At 69.5% G+C, this 18,858-nt stretch carries 16 protein-coding genes; 9 read left to right on the top strand and 7 right to left on the bottom strand.

Annotated features, from left to right (window positions below; translation table 11 throughout):
• Window positions 1-166 precede the first annotated feature (166 nt).
• Window positions 167-1,501, top strand: a complete 1,335-nt coding sequence (locus VQ065_RS28210; RefSeq protein WP_003095547.1) for an MFS transporter — start codon at window positions 167-169, stop codon at window positions 1,499-1,501.
• 14 nt (window positions 1,502-1,515) lie between these two features.
• Here the strand turns inward: VQ065_RS28210 and VQ065_RS28205 are convergent, their stop codons facing one another.
• Window positions 1,516-2,397 (bottom strand): LysR family transcriptional regulator, encoded by an 882-nt coding sequence (locus VQ065_RS28205; protein ID WP_058179896.1) that lies wholly within the window; start codon window positions 2,395-2,397, stop codon window positions 1,516-1,518.
• Between the two features lie 100 nt (window positions 2,398-2,497).
• On the opposite strand from VQ065_RS28205, the gene mdlC reads away from it, so the two are divergent.
• The 4 genes from mdlC to VQ065_RS28185 all read left to right on the top strand — a co-directional run bounded on the left by mdlC (window position 2,498) and on the right by VQ065_RS28185 (window position 8,364).
• Window positions 2,498-4,084 carry a benzoylformate decarboxylase gene (gene mdlC, locus VQ065_RS28200; protein WP_023098856.1) on the top strand — a complete coding sequence of 529 codons (1,587 nt, stop codon included), beginning with the start codon at window positions 2,498-2,500 and terminating at the stop codon, window positions 4,082-4,084.
• A gap of 86 nt (window positions 4,085-4,170) precedes the next feature.
• A complete protein-coding gene (locus VQ065_RS28195) occupies window positions 4,171-5,511 on the top strand; it encodes an MFS transporter (RefSeq protein ID WP_003135480.1) in 1,341 nt (446 codons plus the stop codon).
• Window positions 5,512-5,533: 22 nt separating this feature from the next.
• The gene (locus tag VQ065_RS28190; RefSeq protein ID WP_003095539.1) at window positions 5,534-7,003 is read left to right on the top strand and encodes an aldehyde dehydrogenase family protein; all 1,470 of its coding nucleotides are present in this window, start codon (window positions 5,534-5,536) and stop codon (window positions 7,001-7,003) included.
• A gap of 107 nt (window positions 7,004-7,110) precedes the next feature.
• Window positions 7,111-8,364: an OprD family porin gene (locus VQ065_RS28185; RefSeq protein ID WP_003095537.1), complete on the top strand. Its 1,254-nt coding sequence runs from the start codon at window positions 7,111-7,113 to the stop codon at window positions 8,362-8,364.
• Window positions 8,365-8,508: 144 nt separating this feature from the next.
• Here VQ065_RS28185 and VQ065_RS28180 read toward each other — a convergent pair whose 3' ends face one another.
• The gene (locus VQ065_RS28180) at window positions 8,509-11,445 is read right to left on the bottom strand and encodes a TonB-dependent receptor (RefSeq protein ID WP_277600516.1); all 2,937 of its coding nucleotides are present in this window, start codon (window positions 11,443-11,445) and stop codon (window positions 8,509-8,511) included.
• Window positions 11,446-11,643: 198 nt separating this feature from the next.
• Here VQ065_RS28180 and VQ065_RS28175 point away from each other — a divergent pair, with 198 nt between their 5' ends.
• Window positions 11,644-12,180, top strand: coding sequence for a sigma-70 family RNA polymerase sigma factor (locus tag VQ065_RS28175; RefSeq protein ID WP_003095533.1), 537 nt, complete (start codon window positions 11,644-11,646; stop codon window positions 12,178-12,180).
• Entirely contained in the window at window positions 12,173-13,195 is a 1,023-nt protein-coding gene (locus VQ065_RS28170; protein ID WP_014603522.1) for a FecR domain-containing protein, read from the top strand. Before VQ065_RS28175 ends, VQ065_RS28170 begins: the two co-directional genes overlap by 8 nt.
• A 15-nt stretch (window positions 13,196-13,210) precedes the next feature.
• On the opposite strand, the gene VQ065_RS28165 is transcribed toward VQ065_RS28170, so the two are convergent.
• The 5 genes from VQ065_RS28165 to desT form a co-directional block, all read right to left on the bottom strand.
• Complete coding sequence (locus VQ065_RS28165; RefSeq protein WP_003135459.1) at window positions 13,211-13,783, bottom strand: HupE/UreJ family protein; 573 nt, start codon at window positions 13,781-13,783, stop codon at window positions 13,211-13,213.
• A 29-nt stretch (window positions 13,784-13,812) separates the two neighbouring features.
• Window positions 13,813-14,427, bottom strand: a complete 615-nt coding sequence (gene ureG, locus VQ065_RS28160; RefSeq protein ID WP_003095530.1) for an urease accessory protein UreG — start codon at window positions 14,425-14,427, stop codon at window positions 13,813-13,815.
• Window positions 14,428-14,437: 10 nt separating this feature from the next.
• Window positions 14,438-15,109 carry an urease accessory protein UreF gene (locus VQ065_RS28155; RefSeq protein WP_003095528.1) on the bottom strand — a complete coding sequence of 224 codons (672 nt, stop codon included), beginning with the start codon at window positions 15,107-15,109 and terminating at the stop codon, window positions 14,438-14,440.
• Window positions 15,106-15,609 carry an urease accessory protein UreE gene (gene ureE / locus VQ065_RS28150; protein WP_003095526.1) on the bottom strand — a complete coding sequence of 168 codons (504 nt, stop codon included), beginning with the start codon at window positions 15,607-15,609 and terminating at the stop codon, window positions 15,106-15,108. The genes VQ065_RS28155 and ureE overlap by 4 nt, the downstream gene beginning before the upstream one ends.
• Window positions 15,610-15,838: 229 nt before the next feature.
• Window positions 15,839-16,468, bottom strand: coding sequence for a TetR family transcriptional regulator DesT (gene desT, locus VQ065_RS28145; RefSeq protein WP_003095524.1), 630 nt, complete (start codon window positions 16,466-16,468; stop codon window positions 15,839-15,841).
• A gap of 158 nt (window positions 16,469-16,626) precedes the next feature.
• On the opposite strand from desT, the gene VQ065_RS28140 reads away from it, so the two are divergent.
• Together VQ065_RS28140 and desB are read left to right on the top strand one after the other, a co-directional pair.
• On the top strand, window positions 16,627-17,727 hold the full coding sequence (locus tag VQ065_RS28140) for a ferredoxin reductase (protein ID WP_003095521.1): 1,101 nt from the start codon (window positions 16,627-16,629) through the stop codon (window positions 17,725-17,727).
• Window positions 17,724-18,836: a fatty acid desaturase DesB gene (gene desB / locus VQ065_RS28135; RefSeq protein ID WP_073667549.1), complete on the top strand. Its 1,113-nt coding sequence runs from the start codon at window positions 17,724-17,726 to the stop codon at window positions 18,834-18,836. The genes VQ065_RS28140 and desB overlap by 4 nt, the downstream gene beginning before the upstream one ends.
• Window positions 18,837-18,858 lie beyond the last annotated feature (22 nt).

Below are 18,858 nucleotides of genomic sequence, written 5' to 3'. Positions count from 1 at the left end.
TGGATCCAATAGGATTGCGGCATCGACGCAACGGTGCCAGGGTGCCTGCGCTTGCCGTGCCTACAACAACAAGAAAAAGGGTCTTCCCGATGATGGATTCCTGCATTCCCGCGCCTCGCTCCCGCCTGCCGTCGCTTCTTTCCTGTCCGCTCGGGGAGGGCCGCCCATGAACCGGGACTTGCGCCGCGCTCTCGACGACGAACCGATGCGGCCGTTCCAGTGGCTGGCGGTGGCTGTGTGCATCGTGCTCAACCTGATCGATGGCTTCGACGTGCTGGTGATGGCCTTCACCGCATCCTCGGTGGCCGCCGAATGGAACCTGGGCGGCGCCGAGATCGGCCTGCTGCTCAGCGCCGGCCTTTTCGGCATGGCCGCCGGCTCGCTGTTCATCGCGCCCTGGGCCGACCGCTGGGGGCGCCGCCCGCTGATCCTCGCCTGCCTGGCGCTGTCGGGCCTGGGCATGCTCGCCTCGGCGCTGAGCCAGGCGGCCTGGCAACTGGCGTTGCTGCGCGGGCTGACCGGACTGGGTATCGGCGGCATCCTCGCCAGCAGCAACGTGATCGCCAGCGAGTACGCCTCGCGCCGCTGGCGCGGCCTGGCGGTAAGCCTGCAGTCCACCGGCTACGCGCTCGGCGCGACCCTTGGCGGACTGCTCGCGGTATGGCTGATCGGCGCCTGGGGCTGGCGCTCGGTGTTCGTCTTCGGCGCTGGCCTGACCCTGGCGGTGATCCCGCTGGTCTGCCTGTGCCTGCCGGAGTCGCTGGACTTCCTCCTGGCGCGCCGGCCGCCGCGGGCGTTGCAACGGGTCAACGCGCTGGCCCGGCGCCTGGGCCGCGCGGCGCTCGCGGAACTGCCGAGCCCGCCCGGTGGCGGAGCGGAGCACGGTAGCCGCCTCGCCCGGTTGCTTTGCGTTGCCCAGCGACGTACCACGCTGCTGCTCTGGGCGCTGTTTTTCCTGGTGATGTTCGGCTTCTACTTCATCATGAGCTGGACGCCGAAGCTGCTGGTCGCCGCCGGCCTGTCCACCGCCCAGGGCATCACCGGCGGCACCCTGCTGAGCATCGGCGGGATCTTCGGTGCCGCCTTGCTCGGCGGGCTTGCCGCGCGCTTTCGCCTGGAACGGGTGCTGGCGCTGTTCATGCTGCTTACCGCCGCTCTGCTCGCGCTGTTCTCGCTGAGCGCCGGGCTGCCCGGCGCGGCCTTGCCGCTGGGACTGCTGATCGGGCTTTGCGCCAACGCCTGCGTGGCCGGCCTGTATGCCCTGGCGCCGAGCCTCTACGACGCTTCGGTGCGCGCCACCGGGGTCGGCTGGGGGATCGGCGTCGGTCGCGGCGGGGCGATCCTCTCGCCGCTGGTGGCCGGGCTCCTGCTCGACGACGGCTGGCAGCCGCTGTCCCTCTATGGGGCGTTCGCGGCGGTGTTCGTCGCCGCGGCCGCCGTGTTGCCGCTGCTCGGTGCGCGGCGTCGCGAGCGCTCGCCGACGCTGGGAGACGCTGCGTGAGGGCCGCCGGCGTTTCAGCGTTGGGCGGCGATGGTGGTGCGGAACCAGTTCAGCGCCGCCGAGCGTTCGCTGCTCTCGTGCCAGTGCAGGGAGACGTCGAACGGCGGCAGGGTGAAGGGCAGTTCGAGCATGCGCATGCCGCCTTCGGCGACGAAGCGATAGGCGATCTGCGCCGGCAGGATGGTCAGCAGCTCGGTACCGGGAATGATCTTTGGCAGCACCGAGAAGTGCGGCACCCGCAGGCTGATGCGGCGCTGCACCTGCATGGCCTCGAGCACGTCCTCGGCGATGCCGTGGCCGGAGGTACGGGTCACCACGATGTGCCGCTCGGCCAGGTACTGCTCCAGGCTCAGGCTGTCGCCGATCCGCGGGTGGCGGTCGCTGAGCAGGCACACGTAGCGCTCGTGCAGGACCCGCTGGCTGCGCGCGCCGGGCACCGGCTGGCGGCAGATCGCCGCGTCGACCTTGGCGCTGCTCAGCCAGGCGCCGACCTCGTCCACCTGCAGCGGCAGCACTTCCACTTCGGCGAACGGCGCGTCGCGAGTCAGGCGTTCGAGGATCAGCGAGAGGAAACCCACCTCGCCGAGATCGGTGAGGGCGATGCGGAAACGTCGCTCGGTGGTCGCCGGATCGAAGTGGCGAACGCTCTGTACCGCGCCCTCGATGCGCGTCAGCGACTCGCGGAAGGTGCCGTAGAGCTGCTCGGCGACGAAGGTCGGCTGGATGCCGTCGCGGGTGCGGGTGAACAACGCGTCGTCGAACAGTTCGCGCAGGCGCGCCAGGGCGTAGCTCACCGATGGCTGGGTGACGAACAGGCGCTCCGCGGCGAGGGTCACGCTGCCCGCTTCGTAGAGGGTGACGAAGGTGCGGATCAGGTTGAGATCGATCGGACTCATATAGACCAGTTCTATTTTTTATAGAAAGAGTATCGATTTGATTGATTATCGAGCGGCTGCAACAGTAGCGCAAATCCAGGAAACGAGCTTGAAGGCCTGCATGAAAACCGTCCATTCCGCGTCTTACGAGATCCTCCGTCGCCACGGCCTGACCACCGTCTTCGGCAACCCCGGCTCCAACGAGCTGCCGTTCCTCAAGGACTTCCCCGAGGATTTCCGCTACATCCTCGGCCTGCACGAGGGCGCGGTGGTCGGCATGGCCGATGGCTTCGCCCTGGCCAGCGGCTGCCCGGCCTTCGTCAACCTGCATGCGGCGGCGGGCACCGGCAACGGCATGGGCGCGCTGACCAACGCCTGGTACTCCCATAGCCCCCTGGTCATCACCGCCGGGCAGCAGGTGCGCTCGATGATCGGGGTCGAGGCGATGCTCGCCAACGTCGATGCCGGACAACTGCCCAAGCCGCTGGTGAAATGGAGCCACGAGCCGGCCTGCGCCCAGGATGTGCCGCGCGCGTTGAGCCAGGCGATCCAGACCGCCAGCCTGCCGCCGCGGGCGCCGGTGTACCTGTCGATTCCCTACGACGACTGGGCGCAACCGGCGCCGGCCGGTGTCGAACACCTGGCCGCGCGCCAGGTCAGCGGCGCCGCGCTGCCGGCGCCGGCATTGCTGGCCGAACTCGGCGAGCGCCTGTCGCGCTCGCGCAACCCGGTGCTGGTGCTCGGTCCGGACGTCGACGGGGCGAATGCCAACGGCCTGGCCGTGCAACTGGCGGAGAAGCTGCGGATGCCGGCCTGGGTCGCGCCGTCGGCCTCGCGCTGTCCGTTCCCCACCCGCCATGCCTGCTTCCGCGGCGTGCTGCCGGCGGCCATCGCCGGGATCAGCCGGCTGCTGGACGGCCACGACCTGATCCTGGTGGTCGGCGCGCCGGTGTTCCGCTATCACCAGTTCGCCCCCGGCGACTACCTGCCGGCCGGCGCCGAGCTGGTGCAGGTCACCTGCGATCCCGGCGAAGCAGCACGGGCGCCGATGGGCGACGCGTTGGTCGGCGACATCGCGCTGACCCTCGAGGCACTGCTCGAACAGGTCCGCCCCAGTGCGCGGCCGTTGCCCGAGGCGCTGCCGCGACCGCCGGCGCTGGCCGAGGAGGGCGGACCGCTGCGGCCGGAAACCGTGTTCGACGTGATCGATGCGCTGGCGCCGCGCGACGCCATCTTCGTCAAGGAGTCGACTTCCACCGTGACCGCCTTCTGGCAGCGCGTGGAGATGCGCGAGCCGGGCAGCTACTTCTTCCCGGCCGCCGGCGGACTCGGCTTCGGCCTGCCGGCGGCGGTCGGCGCGCAACTGGCGCAGCCGCGGCGGCAGGTGATCGGGATCATCGGCGACGGCTCGGCCAACTATGGCATCACCGCACTCTGGAGCGCCGCGCAATACCGTGTGCCGGCGGTGTTCATCATCCTCAAGAACGGTACCTACGGCGCCCTGCGCTGGTTCGCCGGGGTGCTCGAGGTGCCCGATGCGCCGGGGCTCGACGTGCCCGGCCTGGACTTCTGCGCGATCGCCCGCGGCTATGGCGTCGAGGCGCTCCACGCGGCCACCCGCGAAGAACTGGAAAGCGCCTTGAAGCATGCCCTGGCCGCTGATCGCCCGGTTTTGATCGAGGTGCCGACGCAAACCATCGAACCCTGATGTTCCACGGCGCCGCCCCATGCCAGAGTGGGCGGTGCCGACCGACGCCCGCGTGCGCCCATAACAAGAACAAGAGAGAGGTTGGTATGAACAGGCAATCCGCTGCGGCGGTGATCGACGCTGCCCGCTTTAACCGTACTCACTGGCTGATCCTCGGCTGGGGGTGTTTCATCATGCTGTTCGACGGCTACGACATGGTCATCTACGGCTCGGTGGTGCCACGCCTGATGCAGGAGTGGCAGCTGAGCCCGGTGCAGGCCGGCACCCTCGGCAGTTGCGCGCTGTTCGGCATGCTCTTCGGCGGCACCCTGCTGGCGCCGCTGGCGGACCGTTTCGGCCGGCGCCGCCTGGTGATCGCCACCACCCTGCTGGCGAGCCTCGCCGCCTTCCTCACCGGGCACGCCCGCGACCCGCTGGAACTGGGCGCCGGACGCTTCTTCACCGGCCTGGCACTGGGCGCGCTGGTGCCCAGCGCGATCAACCTGATCAGCGAATTCGCCCCGGCCGGGCGGCGCAGCACCCTGGTCACGGTGATGTCGGCCTTCTACTCGGTGGGCGCGGTGCTCTCGGCGCTACTGGCGATCGCCATGATCCCCGCCTGGGGCTGGCAATCGGTGTTCTACGTGGCGGTGCTGCCGGTACTGGCGGTGCCGCTGATGTTGCGCTGGTTGCCGGAGTCGGCGGCGTTCCTCGAACTCAAGGGCCGCCGCGCCGAACTGGACGCGCTGCTGCGCAAGGTCGATCCCGACTACCGGCCCGGCGCCGAGCGGGCGAACGCTGTCGCGGCCGAAGCGCCGAGCGGACGGGTCGCCCAGTTGTTCGAGGGGCGCCAGGCACTGGGCACCCTGCTGCTGTGGGTGGCCTTCGCCATGTGCATGCTGATGAGCTACGGGCTCAACACCTGGTTGCCGAAGCTGATGGCCGGCGGCGGCTACGCCCTCGGTTCGAGCCTGGCGTTCCTCGTCACCCTGAATGTCGGGGCGACCCTCGGTGCGTTGTTCGGCGGCTGGCTGGCCGACCGCCTCGGCGCCGGCCGCACCCTGGTGCTGTTCTTCGCCCTGGCCGCGGCCTCCCTGGCGGCCCTCGGCCTGGGGCCAGGCCCCTGGCTGCTCAACGGCCTGCTGGTGGTGGCCGGCGCCACCACCATCGGCACCCTGGCGGTGATCCATGCCTACGCCGCGCAGTTCTACCCGGCCTGGGTGCGCTCCACCGGGGTCGGCTGGGCCGCCGGTGTCGGCCGCCTCGGCGCCATCGCCGGGCCGATGCTCGGCGGCAGCCTGCTGGCCCTGGAGCTGCCGTTCCAGCAGAACTTCCTGGCCTTCGCCGCGCCTGGCGTGATCGGCGCGCTGGCGATCGCCTGCATCCACCTGCGGCCGCGCGTGCCGGCGGAAGTGTCCGTCGACGCGACGGCGAAGAAACCCCTGTGATTTTCGAAAGAGGAGAAGAGCGATGAGCGATTCCCGTTATACCGACCTCGGTCTCCAGCCACTGGCCGGCGAGTGGCGCCACGGCCGGGCCGGCCGCCGGCTGAAGGTGAGCAATCCGTTCGACGGCAGCCTGCTGCTGGAGATCGAGCAGGCCGACCGCGACGACCTCGATGCCGCCTACGCCAAGGCCGCCGAGGTCCAGCCGGCATGGGCCGCGCTTGGCCCCTCGGCACGCGCGGCGGTGCTGTACAAGGCGGTGGAGGTGTTCGACCGCCGCCACGAGGAGATCGTCGACTGGCTCATCCGCGAGTCCGGCAGCACCCGCCTGAAGGCCGAGATCGAATGGGGCGCGGCGCGCGCGATCACCCTGGAGTCGGCGTCGTTCCCGGCACGGGTGCACGGGCGCATCGTCGAGTCCGACGTGCCGGGCAAGGAAAGCCGGGTCTACCGCAGCGCCATCGGCGTGGTCGGGGTGATCAGCCCGTGGAACTTCCCGCTGCACCTGACCCAGCGTTCCATCGCCCCGGCCCTGGCGCTGGGCAACGCGGTGGTGGTCAAGCCGGCCAGCGACACGCCGGTCTGCGGCGGACTGCTGCTGGCGCGGATCTTCGAAGAGGCCGGGCTGCCGGCCGGGCTGTTCAGCGTGGTGGTCGGCCCCGGCAGCGAGATCGGCGACGCCTTCGTCGAGCACCCGGTGCCGGGCCTGGTGACCTTCACCGGATCGACCCCGGTGGGCCGCAACATCGGCCGCATCGCCAGCGGCGGCGCGCACCTCAAGCACGTGGCGCTGGAGCTGGGCGGCAACAGTCCGTTCGTGGTGCTCGGCGACGCCGACCTGGAGCAGGCGGTGAATGCCGCGGTGTTCGGCAAGTTCCTCCACCAGGGGCAGATCTGCATGGCGATCAACCGCATCATCGTCGAGGACAGCCTCTACGACGCCTTCGCCGCGCGCTTCGTCGAGCGGGTCAAGGGTCTCCGCGTCGGCGATCCGCAGCGCGCCGATACCGCGGTCGGGCCGATCGTCAACGCGCGCCAGCTCGAAGGCCTGCTGGAAAAGATCCGCCTGGCCCGCCAGGAAGGCGCCAAGCCGCTGTACGAGGGCGGCGTCGATGGGCAGTTGCTGGCTCCGCACGTATTCGGCGAGGTCCGCGCGACGATGGAGATCGCCCGCGATGAAATCTTCGGCCCGCTGGTCGGCCTGCTCCGCGCGCGCGACGAGGCGCATGCGCTGGAGTTGGCCAACGCCAGCGAATACGGGCTGTCCAGCGCGGTGTTCAGCCGCGACCTGGAACGCGCGGTGCGCTTTGCCCGCCAGCTTCGCGCGGGGATGACCCACGTCAACGACATTCCGGTGAACGACGAGGCCAACGCGCCGTTCGGCGGCGAGAAGAACTCCGGACTTGGCCGCTTCAACGGCGACTGGGCCATCGAGGAATTCACCACCGACCACTGGATCAGCGTGCAGCACGCGCCGCGCCAGTACCCGTTCTGACCCTGGCGGCGGGGCCCGCGCCCCGCCGCTGACCCGACCGTCGTCGCCAGGTGGCCCGCAGAGGCTGCCGGGGCCCGGTCGTCCCTGAAAAACGGAGCACAATAACAATGAAAATCCGTCGTAAAACCGCAATCCCGCGCAACGCAGGGGCGGTCCTGCCGATGCTCGCCTGTCTTGCCGCGCAAGCTGCCGAGGGCGGCTTCCTGGAGGATGCGAAGACTGACCTGGTCCTGCGCAACTATTACTTCAACCGCGATTTCCGCGACCACGATGCCGGCAAGAGCCTGGTGGACGAGTGGGCGCAGGGCTTCATCCTCAAGTTCAGTTCCGGCTATACCCCGGGCACGGTCGGCGTCGGCCTCGACGCCATCGGCCTGTTCGGCGTGAAGCTGAACAGCGGACGTGGCACCAGCAATTCCGAGCTTCTTCCGTTGCACGACGACGGTCGCGCGGCGGACGACTATGGGCGTGTCGGCGTGGCCGCCAAGCTGCGCGTTTCGGCCAGCGAATTGAAGATCGGCGAGATGCTCCCGGACATTCCGCTGTTGCGCTACGACGACGGACGCCTGCTGCCGCAGACGTTCCGCGGCTTCGCCGTGGTTTCCCGCGAGCTGCCGGGCCTGGCCCTGCAGGCCGGACGCTTCGACGCGGTGAGCCTGCGCAATTCGGCGGACATGCAGGACCTGTCGGCCTGGAGCGCGCCGACGCAGGAGTCGGACGGTTTCAACTACGCCGGCGCCGAATACCGCTTCAACCGCGAGCGCACCCAACTGGGCCTGTGGCACGGGCAACTGGAGGACGTCTACCGGCAGAGCTACGCCAACCTGCTGCACAAGCAGCGTGTCGGCGACTGGACCCTGGGCGCCAACCTCGGCCTGTTCGTCGATCGCGACGACGGCGCCGCGCGCGCCGGCGAGATCGACAGCCATACCGTCTACGGCCTGTTTTCCGCCGGCATCGGCCTGCATACCTTCTACCTTGGCCTGCAGAAGGTCGGCGGTGACAGCGGCTGGCAGTCGGTCTACGGCAGCAGTGGGCGGAGCATGGGCAACGACATGTTCAACGGCAACTTCACCAACGCCGACGAACGCTCCTGGCAGGTTCGCTACGACTACGATTTCGTCGGCCTCGGCTGGCCCGGCCTGATCGGCATGGTCCGCTACGGCCATGGCTCGAACGCCACCACCAAGGCCGGTAGCGGTGGCAAGGAATGGGAGCGCGATGTCGAACTCGGCTACACCGTGCAGAGCGGTCCGCTGGCGCGGCTCAACGTGCGCCTCAACCACGCCAGCAACCGACGCAGCTTCAACAGCGACTTCGACCAGACGCGGCTGGTGGTGAGTTATCCGTTGTCGTGGTGACGGACGCTGTCTCGCCGCTCCTCCGGACAGCTCCGGAGGGACGGGGAGCGGGAGGCCCGGTGCTTCGGCGGATAGCCGCTGGGCGGTTATCCGCCCTACCGGAGCGGCGCTCCGCCGACAACGCCTGGAGGGGGAGAGGGCGGCTCAGAACTTCGCCTGCATCCCCACCCGCAGGGTACGCCCGGGCGCGGGCATGAAACTCTGTGCCAGCGGGTCGAGGTAATAGCGGTCGGTGAGGTTCTGCAGCGAGGCATTCAGTTCGGTGTGCTCGAACAGCTTGTACTTGAGGAACAGGTCGAACAGCTGCACCGAGCGGTACTCGATCTGCGGTGTGGTGGCGCCGACCTGCCAGGGCTTGTCCGCCGTGGCGGTGGGGCCGGAGGTATAGGTCATGCGCCCGCCCAGGGTCAGGGCCTGGTCGAAGAAGCGCAGGCCGGCGGTCAGGTTGGTCGCCAGCCGCGGCGGGTTCTGCGTGTTGGTATAGGAGCCCATGAAGCTGCCCGGTGTGCAGTTCGGCGTGTTCTCGGTGCGCTGGTAGCGGTTGGCGCCGGCGCGCAGCCTGGCGGCGAAGGCGGCGTCGCAGGTCTCGGTCTTCAGGTAGTAGGTCGCCGACAGGTCGGCGAACACCCGCCCTGCGTCGTAGTGCGATTGCAGTTCGAGACCGCTGGTGCGGTAGCTGTCGGTGTTGCTGAAGGTCATCAGGCCCATCTGGCCCGGATCGTAATAGCGGGTGATGTAGTTCTTGATGGTGTTGTTGAAGTAGGCCAGCTTGATCGCCGCCGAGTCGCCGTCGGCCAACAGGCTGTCGCGCAGCGCGCTGGCACCGATCTCCCAGCTGCGCGAACGCTCGGGCTTGAGGTCCTTGCCCGGCTCGACCTGGAGAGTGCCCTGGCTGGTCTCGAACAGCGACGGCAGGCGCAGGCCTTCGGTGTAGGAGGCGTAGACGAAGGTATCCGGGGCCAGCTCGAAATTGATCCCGAATGCCGGCGAGAAACCGCCGCCGCGGCTGCTGCCCTTCTTGCTGTAGTTGTAGCCGGTGACCACGTTGGTGACCCGCGAGGGATGGACCGTCACGTTGGCCGGGCCGAACTCGTCGAAGGGAATGCCTTCGAACGGATTATTGGTGTTGTTGGTGACGATGCCGTTGTTGAGGCGCGGATCGGTGGCGTCGGTGTACTGGCCGTTCTGGTCGGGGAACCACATCATCGAGCCGTAGTAGCCGGGCCTGCTCACCGTGATGAAGCGCATGTCGCGATCCTCGCGCCGCGGCGAGGCGGAGATGCCGTTGTCCTTGCTGTTGAAGTGGCTGTAGCGGCCGCCGCCCCATAGCGTCAGGCGCTCGACCGGCTTGAACTCGAGCTTGCCGTTGAGGCCGTATTCCTGGCGGGTGGCGTCCCTCAGGGTGCGGTTGGCGTTGATGTCGTGGAGGGTGGTGACCACGCTTTTCTGCGGCTGGATGTCTTCGACCTGGAACGAGCCGCCGAGGTCGAGCTTGAAATCGCCGAAGTCGGTTTCGAAGCGCGCCACGTTGTTCAGGTCGCCGCCGATGCGCCGGTTGTCCTGGCGCGTCCAGTTGCGGTCGGAGCGATAGGCCTGGGAGCGCGGTGCCAGCACCGAGGTCAGCATGTCGCTCTTCGCCTCGGTCATCCACAGGCCGGTACTGAGGTCCACCAGCGGATTGTTCTCGGGCAGGTAACGGTAGCGTGCGGTGTAGGTGTCGATCTTCACTTCGCTCAATGGGTACTGGTAGATGCCGGCGGTGCCGAAACGGAAGATGTCCGACGGCATGATCTCCCCGGTGCGCCCGTCGTAGCGACGATAGCCGAGGTCCAGGGTGTGCTCGTCGGCGATGCGCCAGGTCGCCTTGAGCAGGTAGGACTCGGTCTCCGACGACGAGTTGAGCACTTCCTCTCCTGCGTTGTAGACCTTGGCTACGCTGCTTTCCTCGCGACCGTAGCGGTTGTAGACGCGATAGCGGTCCTGGCCTTTCTTGCCGGAAAAGTAGTTGCCCTGATTGCGCTGCGCATAGGCGGCGACCAGGTCCAGATGCTCGTTGCGGTAGGCGAAGGCGGCGCTGCCGGACTTGGCCTGGGAGCCGAACAGGCTGCCGCGGTCATCGTGCGGCACGCTGCTGAGATTCTCGGTCTTCGAACTGGCGCTGCGGTGCTGCGGGGCGACGCCGTTGTTCCAGACGTTGCCGGTGAAGCGCACGCCGAGGTCCTTGCCGTCCACCAGGATGTCCTTGACGCCGATGGTGCGCATTTCCACGCTGCCGCCGATCGCGCCCGAGCGGGTCGAGGGACCCTTGTCGACGGTCACGCTGCTGACCAGGTCGGGATCGATGTAGCTGCGCTGCTGGGTGCCGGCGTAGCCGCGGTAGACGTCCAGCGCCTGCTCCGCGCCGTCGACCCGCACCGCCACCCGGCTCTGCCCCTGGATGCCGCGGATGTTGACGTCCAGCGCGCCACCGTTGCGGCTGTCGCCGACCTGTACGCCCGGGATGCCCTGGAGCAGGTCACCCACGGAAACCCGGCCGAAGCGGTCGATGTCTTCGCTGGAGAGGTACACCGACGAGCGCGGCGCGGTATAGGTTTCCTTCTGCGGATCGGCCAGCTCGGCGGCCGAGACCACCACCGGCGACAGGTCGGCCGGGGCTTCTCCGGACATGCGCGGCTCGACCAGCAGGTAGGCGCCGGAGGTTCCCGCCGCGACCTGCAGGCCGGTGTTCGACAGCACTCGCTGCAAGCCTTCCAGTACGCTGTAGCGGCCCTTGAGCGCCGGCGCGGTGCGGCCGCGGGTCAGCGCGGGGTCGAAGGACAGCAGCAGGCCCGACTGGCTGGCGAAGGCGCCCAGGGAGGCGCCCAGCGAACCCGCCGGGATGTCGTAGCTGCGCGGCGTGGCGTCGTCCAGGCGGGTAGCCGCGCTGTGCTGGCCGACGCTCTGCGCGTGGGCCAGGCCGCCGCCGAGCAGGCCGGCGCCGACCGCCGACAGGCCGAGCAGGGCGCAGCGCAGGGCAAGGGTGAGCGGGGAGAGGCGCGACAAGGGACGCGCCAGGCTGGGGATAGGGCGTTGTAGGGACATGACTTCTTCGCTCGCAGGGTTGGCGCCCGTCATTGCGGGCTCTCATTCCCTCTGTCGCACGAGATCGGAAAAGGGATATTTCGGGTTCGGCGGGGCCGGTCGAGGAAGGGCGTCGGCATTGTGGTCAGCGGAAAATTAGTGATAATAGTTTTCATTTGCGATTGAAACCAGCTGACTATTCCGATGAATGCGCCTCCGATGAATGCGCCAAGCCCCTGCCTGCAAGCGGACCGCGACTGCGTCGCCACGCTCTACCGTGAAAACCATGCCTGGTTGCGCAACTGGCTGGCCTACCGCCTTCGCTCCTGGGGACGTGGCGTGGCCGACGACCTGGCCCACGACACTTTCCTGCGCATCCTCGCCAGCCGCGATGGCGGCCAGCGTGACGCGATCCGTCAGCCGCGCGCCTACCTCACCCGCATCGCCAACTGCGTGCTGGTCAGCTGGCGCCGTCGCCAATCGCTGGAACTCGCCTGGCTGGAGGCCCTGGCCACGTTGCCCGAGCCGTTGCAGCCGTCGCCGGAACAACAGAGTGTGATCGTCGAGACCCTGCACGAGATCGACGCGCTGCTCGACACCCTGCGACCGCGGGTGAAACAGGCATTCCTGATGGCGACGCTGGACGGCATGAAGCAGAAGGACATCGCCCAGGCACTGGGCGTCGCGCTGCCGACGGTGAAGAAGTTCATCCACCAGGCCTACGTGACCTGCCTGAGCCTGATGCCCGATGAATGACCGCGCTTCCAGCCGGGCGCCGCAGGCGGGCGATACGGAGCTTTCCGGGCCGCCGGCCGCCGAGGCGATCGCCCCGCAGGTGCTCAGGGAGACCGCCTCCTGGCTGCTGCTGATGCAGGAGGGGCCGCTGGCTCCGGCGCAGCAGGCCGAGCTGGAGTCCTGGCGCTCGCGCAGCCCCGAGCACCAGCGCGCCTGGCGGCGCGCCGAGCGTCTGCTGGCGAATATCGGTTCGCTGCCGCCGGCGCTGGCCCGGCGTGCGCTCGAGCGTCCGTCCGGCAGCGGCCGGCGCGCGGTCCTGCGCGGCCTGGCCCTGCTGCTCGGCGGCGCACCGCTGGTCTGGTGGGGATGGCGCGCCCAGGTCTGGCGCGACGGCTTCGGCGCCGACTACCTCACTGCCGTCGGCGAGCGGCGCGATCTGGTGCTGGGGGACGGCAGCCAGCTCGAGATGAACACCGACAGCGCGCTGGACGTGCGCTACGACGCCGGCCAGCGCCTGCTGCGCCTGTATCGCGGAGAGATCTACCTCCGCACCGCGGCGGATCGGCGCGAGCCGTCGCGGCCGTTCCTGGTGCGCACCGAACAGGGCCTGATGCGCGCGCTGGGTACCGCCTTCAGCGTCCGACGCGAGGGCGCAGAGACAGTGCTGGCGGTGTACGAAGGCGCGGTACAGGTGCGTCCGGAGGGCGCCGCGAGCGCGGCGGATGGCCGGGTGATCGAGGCTGGCCAGCGGGTGCGCTTCGATCGCCAGCGGATCGGCCCCGTCGAGTCCGCCAGCGAGGCCGCGCTGGCCTGGCGCCAGGGCCTGCTGGTGGCCGACGACATGCCGCTGCGGCAGTGGGCGGGAGAACTGATGCGCTACGGCGGCGAGAGCATCGAGTGCGAGCCGTCGCTGGACCCGCTTCGGGTCTCCGGCACCTTTCCCATCGACGACCTGCCGCTGGCCCTGGCGATGCTGGCGCAGACCCATGGCCTGCGCCTCGTGCACCAAGGTCGGCGGGTGCTGATCAGGCGCTGAGGGAGGCGCGGCGGCTCAGCCGGCCAGCAACCAGACCCCGGCGCCCGCCGAGGCCAGCCCGGCGAGACGTACCAGGGGCGCGGCCGCCTGCGGCAGGAAGCGCACCAGCGCGTAGCCGGCGGCGTGCAGCGCGGCGGTGGCGGCGACGAAACCGAGCGCGTACAGCCAGGGGCTGGAGAGGTCCGGCAGCTCCAGGCCGTGGGCGACCCCGTGGGCCAGGGCGAACAGCGCGGTGGCGGCCATCGCCAGCGCCAGCGGCGGGCGCACGGCGAGGGCCACGCAGAGGCCGAGGGCGAGCACCGAGGCGGCGATGCCGGTCTCCATGAACGGCAGTTGCAGGCCCTCGAAGCCGAGCAGCCCGCCGACCAGCATGGTGCCGACGAAGGTGCAGGGCAGGGCGAGGCGCGCGGCTCCCTGTTGCTGGGCGGCCCAGAGGCCGACGGCGAACATCGCCAGCAGGTGGTCGAGGCCGGTGAGCGGATGGGCGAGGCCGGCGACCAGGCCGTGTTCGCCGTGGCCGGGGTGGGCGAAGGCCAGCGCCGGCGCGGCGAGCAGGGCGAGGGCGGCGAGCAGCTTGGGCAGTTTCATTGGCGGTTCCTTGTCGTTGCGAAGTGGCGTCAGGCGGCGGTCAGCAGGCCCTGGCGCTCGATGAAGGCGATGATTTCGTCCAGCCCCTGGCCGGTCTTCTGGTTGCTGAACACGAACGGCTTGTCGCCGCGCATGCGCCGGGCGTCCCGGTCCATCACGTCGAGGGAGGCGCCGACTAGCGGCGCCAGGTCGATCTTGTTGATCACCAGCAGGTCCGACTTGCAGATGCCGGGGCCGCCCTTGCGCGGGATCTTGTCGCCGGCGGAAACGTCGATCACGTAGAGGGTCAGGTCGGACAGCTCGGGGCTGAAGGTGGCCGACAGGTTGTCGCCGCCGGATTCCACCAGGATCAGTTCGAGGCCGGGGAAGCGCCGGTTGAGCTGGTCCACCGCCTCCAGGTTGATCGAGGCGTCCTCGCGGATCGCCGTGTGCGGGCAGCCGCCGGTTTCCACGCCGATGATCCGCTCGGGGGCGAGGGCCTCGTTGCGCACCAGGAATTCCGCGTCTTCCTGGGTATAGATGTCGTTGGTGACCACCGCGAGGTTGTAGCGCTCGCGCAGTTCGCGACACAGGGCCAGGGTCAGGGCGGTCTTGCCGGAGCCCACCGGACCGCCGATGCCGACACGCAGGGGTTGGGATGTCATGGGGTTTCTCCTAGGAACGGAACAGACGGCTGTACTGGGTTTCGTGGGTCATGCTGGCCAGCGCCAGACCGAACGCGGCGCTGCCCTCGACGGCGGGCCGCCGCAGCGCCTCGGCGCAGGCGCGGTCGAGTTCCGGCAGCAGGCTGGAAGCAAGTTTCTGCGCGGCCAGTTGGCCGAGCGGCAGGGTTTTCATCAGCACCGCCAACTGGTTTTCCAGCCAGCTCCAGAACCAGGCACTGAGCGCCTCCTCGGCGTCCAGGCGCCAGGCGCGCGCGGCCATCGCCCAGGCGGCGGCGAGATTGGGCGGGTCCTGGCGAGCCAGCCAGGCGCGGCCGGGAGCGTCGAGCTCGGGCAGGGCTTCCAGCAATTGGTGCAGGGAAAAGCCCATCTGTCGGCTCTCCTGGGCCAGCTCGCGGGTCTCGCGGCTGGCCCTATGGCGTTCGCTGGCCGCATCGCAGGCGGCCCAGTCGCCGATCAGCGCGGCGCGCAGCAGGCCGGCCAGCAGCGGCGCCTCGAAGCGCGCCAGGTTCAGTTGCAACTGGTCGACCAGCCAGGTCCGCGCGCTCTCGGCGTCGCGCACCCAGCCATTGTCGAGGGCCGCCTCCAGTCCCTGGGAGTAGCTGTATCCGCCGATCGGCAACTGCGAGCTGGCCAGGCGCAGGCGCGCCCAGATGCTGTTCACCGGCGCACGCCGAACTGGTGCAGGCGCGGCGCGTAGTTGAACTCCGCCTCGCCATGGTGCGAGTGGTGGTGGCCTCCGCCGTAGGCACCGTGCTCCGGCTGGAACGGCGCCTCGATGGCCTCCACCGTGGCGCCGAGCTGTTCGAGCATGGCTTTCAGCACGTAGTCGTCGAGCAGGCGCAGCCAGCCGTCGCCGACCTGCAGGGCGACGTGACGGTTGCCCAGGTGGTAGGCGGCTCGGGTCAGTTCCAGCGGGCTGGCGCAGGTGACGTGGAGCAGACGTTCGGAGCGGGCGACGACCCGCACCAGGCGACCGTCGCGGGCCTCCAGGCAGTCGCCGTCGGCCAGCGGCGGCTGGCCGCGCTCGAGGAACAGGCCGACCTCCTCGCCGCTCGCCGCGAAGCAGCGCAGGCGGCTCTTGCTGCGCGCCTCGTAGGTCAGGTGGAGTTCTTCGTCCCAGCGGGGCGAGCGGGCGGGCAGGCGTTGGTGAATGACCAGCATGGGCAGTTTCCGCAATGCGACAGGAAAGGAATCACAACAAGCACCAGCAAGGGCCTTGCCAGGTCGATGCGGGACGCCTGTACCGGGAAAACGGGGCCATAGGGATGTAACAAAATATTGCAACGCGCCAGGTTGGTGCGCAACGACTTTTTTGCCGCACCGGAAAGGTGCGCGCGCGTCTAGTCCGCGGGCGAACGCCGAGCCGGAGGTCCGCTGGGGAGGTGTGGGGTCAGTCGGGCAGGCCGTGCCAGTGCTTGCCGCCGATCATGATGAAACGCAGCTGGTGGGTGATCTTCGCGGCCGGCATCAGGTGCGGCGGCAGGTCGGCGGCGGGTGGGTCGATCAGCTCCGGAAGGGTGGCGAAGACGGTCTTCACCACCAGGTCGGCGAACACGTCGAGGGCCGCGCCGTCGAGATGCGGCATCTTGTTCAGCAGCGCCAGGTCGGCGGCCAGGTCGTCGGTGATGCGCTGGCGCAGGCTGGCGATGGCCTGGCGGATCGGCAACGAGCCGCCGTATTGCTCGCGGGCGAGGAAGAGGAACTGCGAGCGGTTGGCGCCGACCGCGTCGAGGAAGATGCGCACCGAGGCGTCGATCAGCCCGCCCAGTTCGAACTCGTTGCGGCGCACCGCGCGCAGGGTGGCGCGGAAGGTCTCGTCGACCTCGGCGACCAGCGCCAGGCCGAGCTGGTCCATGTCGCTGAAGTGCCGATAGAAGCCGGCCGGGACGATGCCGGCGGCGCGCGTCACTTCGCGCAGGCTGAGGCTGCCGAAGCCGCGCCCGCTTTCCATCAGGTGGCGCGCGGCGCTCATCAGCGCGTGGCGGGTCTGCTGTTTCTGTTCGGCGCGGGGTGAGGACATACGGCTTCCTTTGGCGGACCGGCGACTGTAGCAAAAGCCCCGCGACCCGGTCGAACCGGGGACGGCAGCGGTCGAAGGATACATCAGTGAACGCTTGTTGACTCGATTGCGCGGAACGGGCAAAGTTTTGTGAACGATCGTTCACTGAAATATTCTCGATGGCCTTGCTTCCCCTCGCTCTCCTGACCCCCTTGCTCGCACCCCTGCGCCGTCTCGCCGCCCGTGGCTGGCTGCGCGAGGCCGATGTCGACGGCCTGCTGCGCCACGCCCATCCGCTGGCGTCGCTGAACCGCCACTATGCGCGGGTCGAGGCACGCTACTGGGTGGCCGACGATATGCTCGCCCTGGCCCTGCGTACCGCCCCCGGCTGGCCGCCGGCGCGGCCGGGCCAGCACATCCAGCTGCTGGCGGAGCGCGACGGGGTGCGGGTCGGGCGCAGCTACAGCCTGACCCGGGTGGTCGGCGAGCGCCTGGAAATCGCCGTCAAGCGTCACCCGGACGGGCTGCTCTCGCCCTGGTTGTGCGAACACCTGGCGGTCGGCCAGCGTGTCGAGTTGCAGCCCGCGCAAGGCGATCTGCGCTGGCCGATGCAGGCCGAGGCGGTCTGCCTGCTGGCCGCCGGCAGCGGCCTGACGCCCTTGCTCGGCCTGCTCCGCGAGGCGCTGGAGAACGGCTATCGCGGTCCCGTGCTGTGGCTGCACTACGTCCGTCATCCCGGCCAGCGCGCCTGGCTCGGCGAGTTGGAGGCGCTGGCGGCGCGCCACCCGAACCTGGAGTTGCGCTGGAGCCTGACCCGCGGGGCGCGGGCCGATGGCTGCCTGGAGGGGCATTTCCAGCCGCGCCACCTGGACGGCTGGGCAGCCGACCTGGCGCGCAGCCAAGCCCTGGCCTGCGGGCCGGCGGCTTTCGTCGAGGCGGTGGGCGAGCAACTGGGGGCACGCTTCGCCGGCTTGCAGACGGAATCCTTCAGCGTCCCGCGCTGGCGCAGCGGGGAGGCGCCGCGCGAAGTGCGCCTGCGCTTCGCCCGGTCGCAGCGGGAAGTCTCCGGCGACAGCGCCGCCAGCCTGCTGGAACAGGCCGAGGCCCACGGCCTGCGCCCGGCCCACGGTTGCCGCCAGGGCATCTGTGCCAGTTGCACCTGCGTCCTGCTCAGCGGCTGCGTGCGCGACCTGCGCAGCGGCGCGCTGTGCAGCGAGCCCGGCCAGTCTATCCGCCTCTGCGTCAGCGCCGCCCACGGCGACCTGGCGCTGGACCTGTGAACCGACCTGCGAGCCCTGCGATGCGCGACGACCGCGAACTGACCCCGGAACAACTGGCGGCCTTCGGCGCCGAACTCGACGCCCTGCGCCAGCGTACCCTGGCCGATCTCGGCGCGGACGACGCGCGCTACATCCGCCGGGTCCGCGCGGCGGTGCGCGTCTGCTGCTGGAGCGGCAGGGCGCTGCTGATGTTCGGCTGGCTGCCGCCGACCTGGCTGCTCGGCAGCCTGCTTCTCGGCCTGGGCAAGATCCTCGAGAACATGGAACTGGGCCACAACGTCATGCACGGCCAGTACGACTGGATGAACGATCCGGAATTCGCCGGCCGCGCCTACGAGTGGGACATCGCCGGGCCGTCCGACTTCTGGCGGCACACCCACAACCATATCCACCACACCTACACCAACGTGCTGGGCAAGGACGACGACGTCGGCTACGGGGTCGTGCGTCTGTTCCCGGAGCAGCGCTGGAAGCCGTTCTACCGCTGGCAACCGCTGTGGGTGACGCTGCAGGCGCTGCTGTTCCAGTACGCGGTGGCGATCCAGCATCTGCGCCTGGACAAGTACGCCAAGGGGCTCCTGGACAAGGCCGAACTCATGCCGCTGCTACGCCGCCTGCGTGCCAAGCTGGGTCGCCAGTGGACCAAGGACTACCTGCTGTTCCCGCTTCTCGGCCTGTTCGCCGGCGGCTTCGGCGCGGTGTTCGTCGGCAACCTGCTGGCCAACGTGCTGCGCAACCTGTGGACCTTCACGGTGATCTTCTGCGGCCACTTCACCGAGAAGGCGGTGGTCTTCCCGCCCTCGGTGCTGGAGGGGGAGACCCGTGGCCACTGGTACCTGCGCCAGTTGCGCGGCTCCAGCAACCTGGAGGGCGGGCCGCTGTTCCACATCCTGACCGGCAACCTCAGCCACCAGATCGAGCATCATCTCTACCCGGACCTGCCGGCGCGTCGCTACGCCGCGCTGTCCCGCGAGGTCCGCGAAATCGCCCGGCGCTACGGGCAGACCTACAACAGCGGACGCCTGGGACGGCAATTCCTCACTGTCTTGCGGCGCATCTGGGTATATCGGCTGCCGCCGCGCGAGCCGCTCCCGGCGCGGCGCGGCTGAGCCGACGGAACGCTCGCGGCGC

It is taken from the genome of Pseudomonas sp. KBN10P06128 (assembly GCF_037574945.1).
Taxonomy (GTDB): Bacteria; Pseudomonadota; Gammaproteobacteria; order Pseudomonadales; family Pseudomonadaceae; genus Pseudomonas; species Pseudomonas aeruginosa.
The sequence above is the reverse complement of the archived record's forward strand: the minus strand, read 5'-3'. Positions and strand labels throughout refer to the sequence as shown.

Coding starts and splice junctions, on each gene's coding strand:
- VQ065_RS28210 (WP_003095547.1), top strand. CDS start 167: ATGAACCGGGACTTGCGCCGCGCTCTCGACGACGAACCGATGCGGCCG.
- VQ065_RS28205 (WP_058179896.1), bottom strand. CDS start 2,397: ATGAGTCCGATCGATCTCAACCTGATCCGCACCTTCGTCACCCTCTAC.
- mdlC (WP_023098856.1), top strand. CDS start 2,498: ATGAAAACCGTCCATTCCGCGTCTTACGAGATCCTCCGTCGCCACGGC.
- VQ065_RS28195 (WP_003135480.1), top strand. CDS start 4,171: ATGAACAGGCAATCCGCTGCGGCGGTGATCGACGCTGCCCGCTTTAAC.
- VQ065_RS28190 (WP_003095539.1), top strand. CDS start 5,534: ATGAGCGATTCCCGTTATACCGACCTCGGTCTCCAGCCACTGGCCGGC.
- VQ065_RS28185 (WP_003095537.1), top strand. CDS start 7,111: ATGAAAATCCGTCGTAAAACCGCAATCCCGCGCAACGCAGGGGCGGTC.
- VQ065_RS28180 (WP_277600516.1), bottom strand. CDS start 11,445: ATGTCCCTACAACGCCCTATCCCCAGCCTGGCGCGTCCCTTGTCGCGC.
- VQ065_RS28175 (WP_003095533.1), top strand. CDS start 11,644: ATGAATGCGCCAAGCCCCTGCCTGCAAGCGGACCGCGACTGCGTCGCC.
- VQ065_RS28170 (WP_014603522.1), top strand. CDS start 12,173: ATGAATGACCGCGCTTCCAGCCGGGCGCCGCAGGCGGGCGATACGGAG.
- VQ065_RS28165 (WP_003135459.1), bottom strand. CDS start 13,783: ATGAAACTGCCCAAGCTGCTCGCCGCCCTCGCCCTGCTCGCCGCGCCG.
- ureG (WP_003095530.1), bottom strand. CDS start 14,427: ATGACATCCCAACCCCTGCGTGTCGGCATCGGCGGTCCGGTGGGCTCC.
- ureE (WP_003095526.1), bottom strand. CDS start 15,609: ATGCTGGTCATTCACCAACGCCTGCCCGCCCGCTCGCCCCGCTGGGAC.
- desT (WP_003095524.1), bottom strand. CDS start 16,468: ATGTCCTCACCCCGCGCCGAACAGAAACAGCAGACCCGCCACGCGCTG.
- VQ065_RS28140 (WP_003095521.1), top strand. CDS start 16,627: ATGGCCTTGCTTCCCCTCGCTCTCCTGACCCCCTTGCTCGCACCCCTG.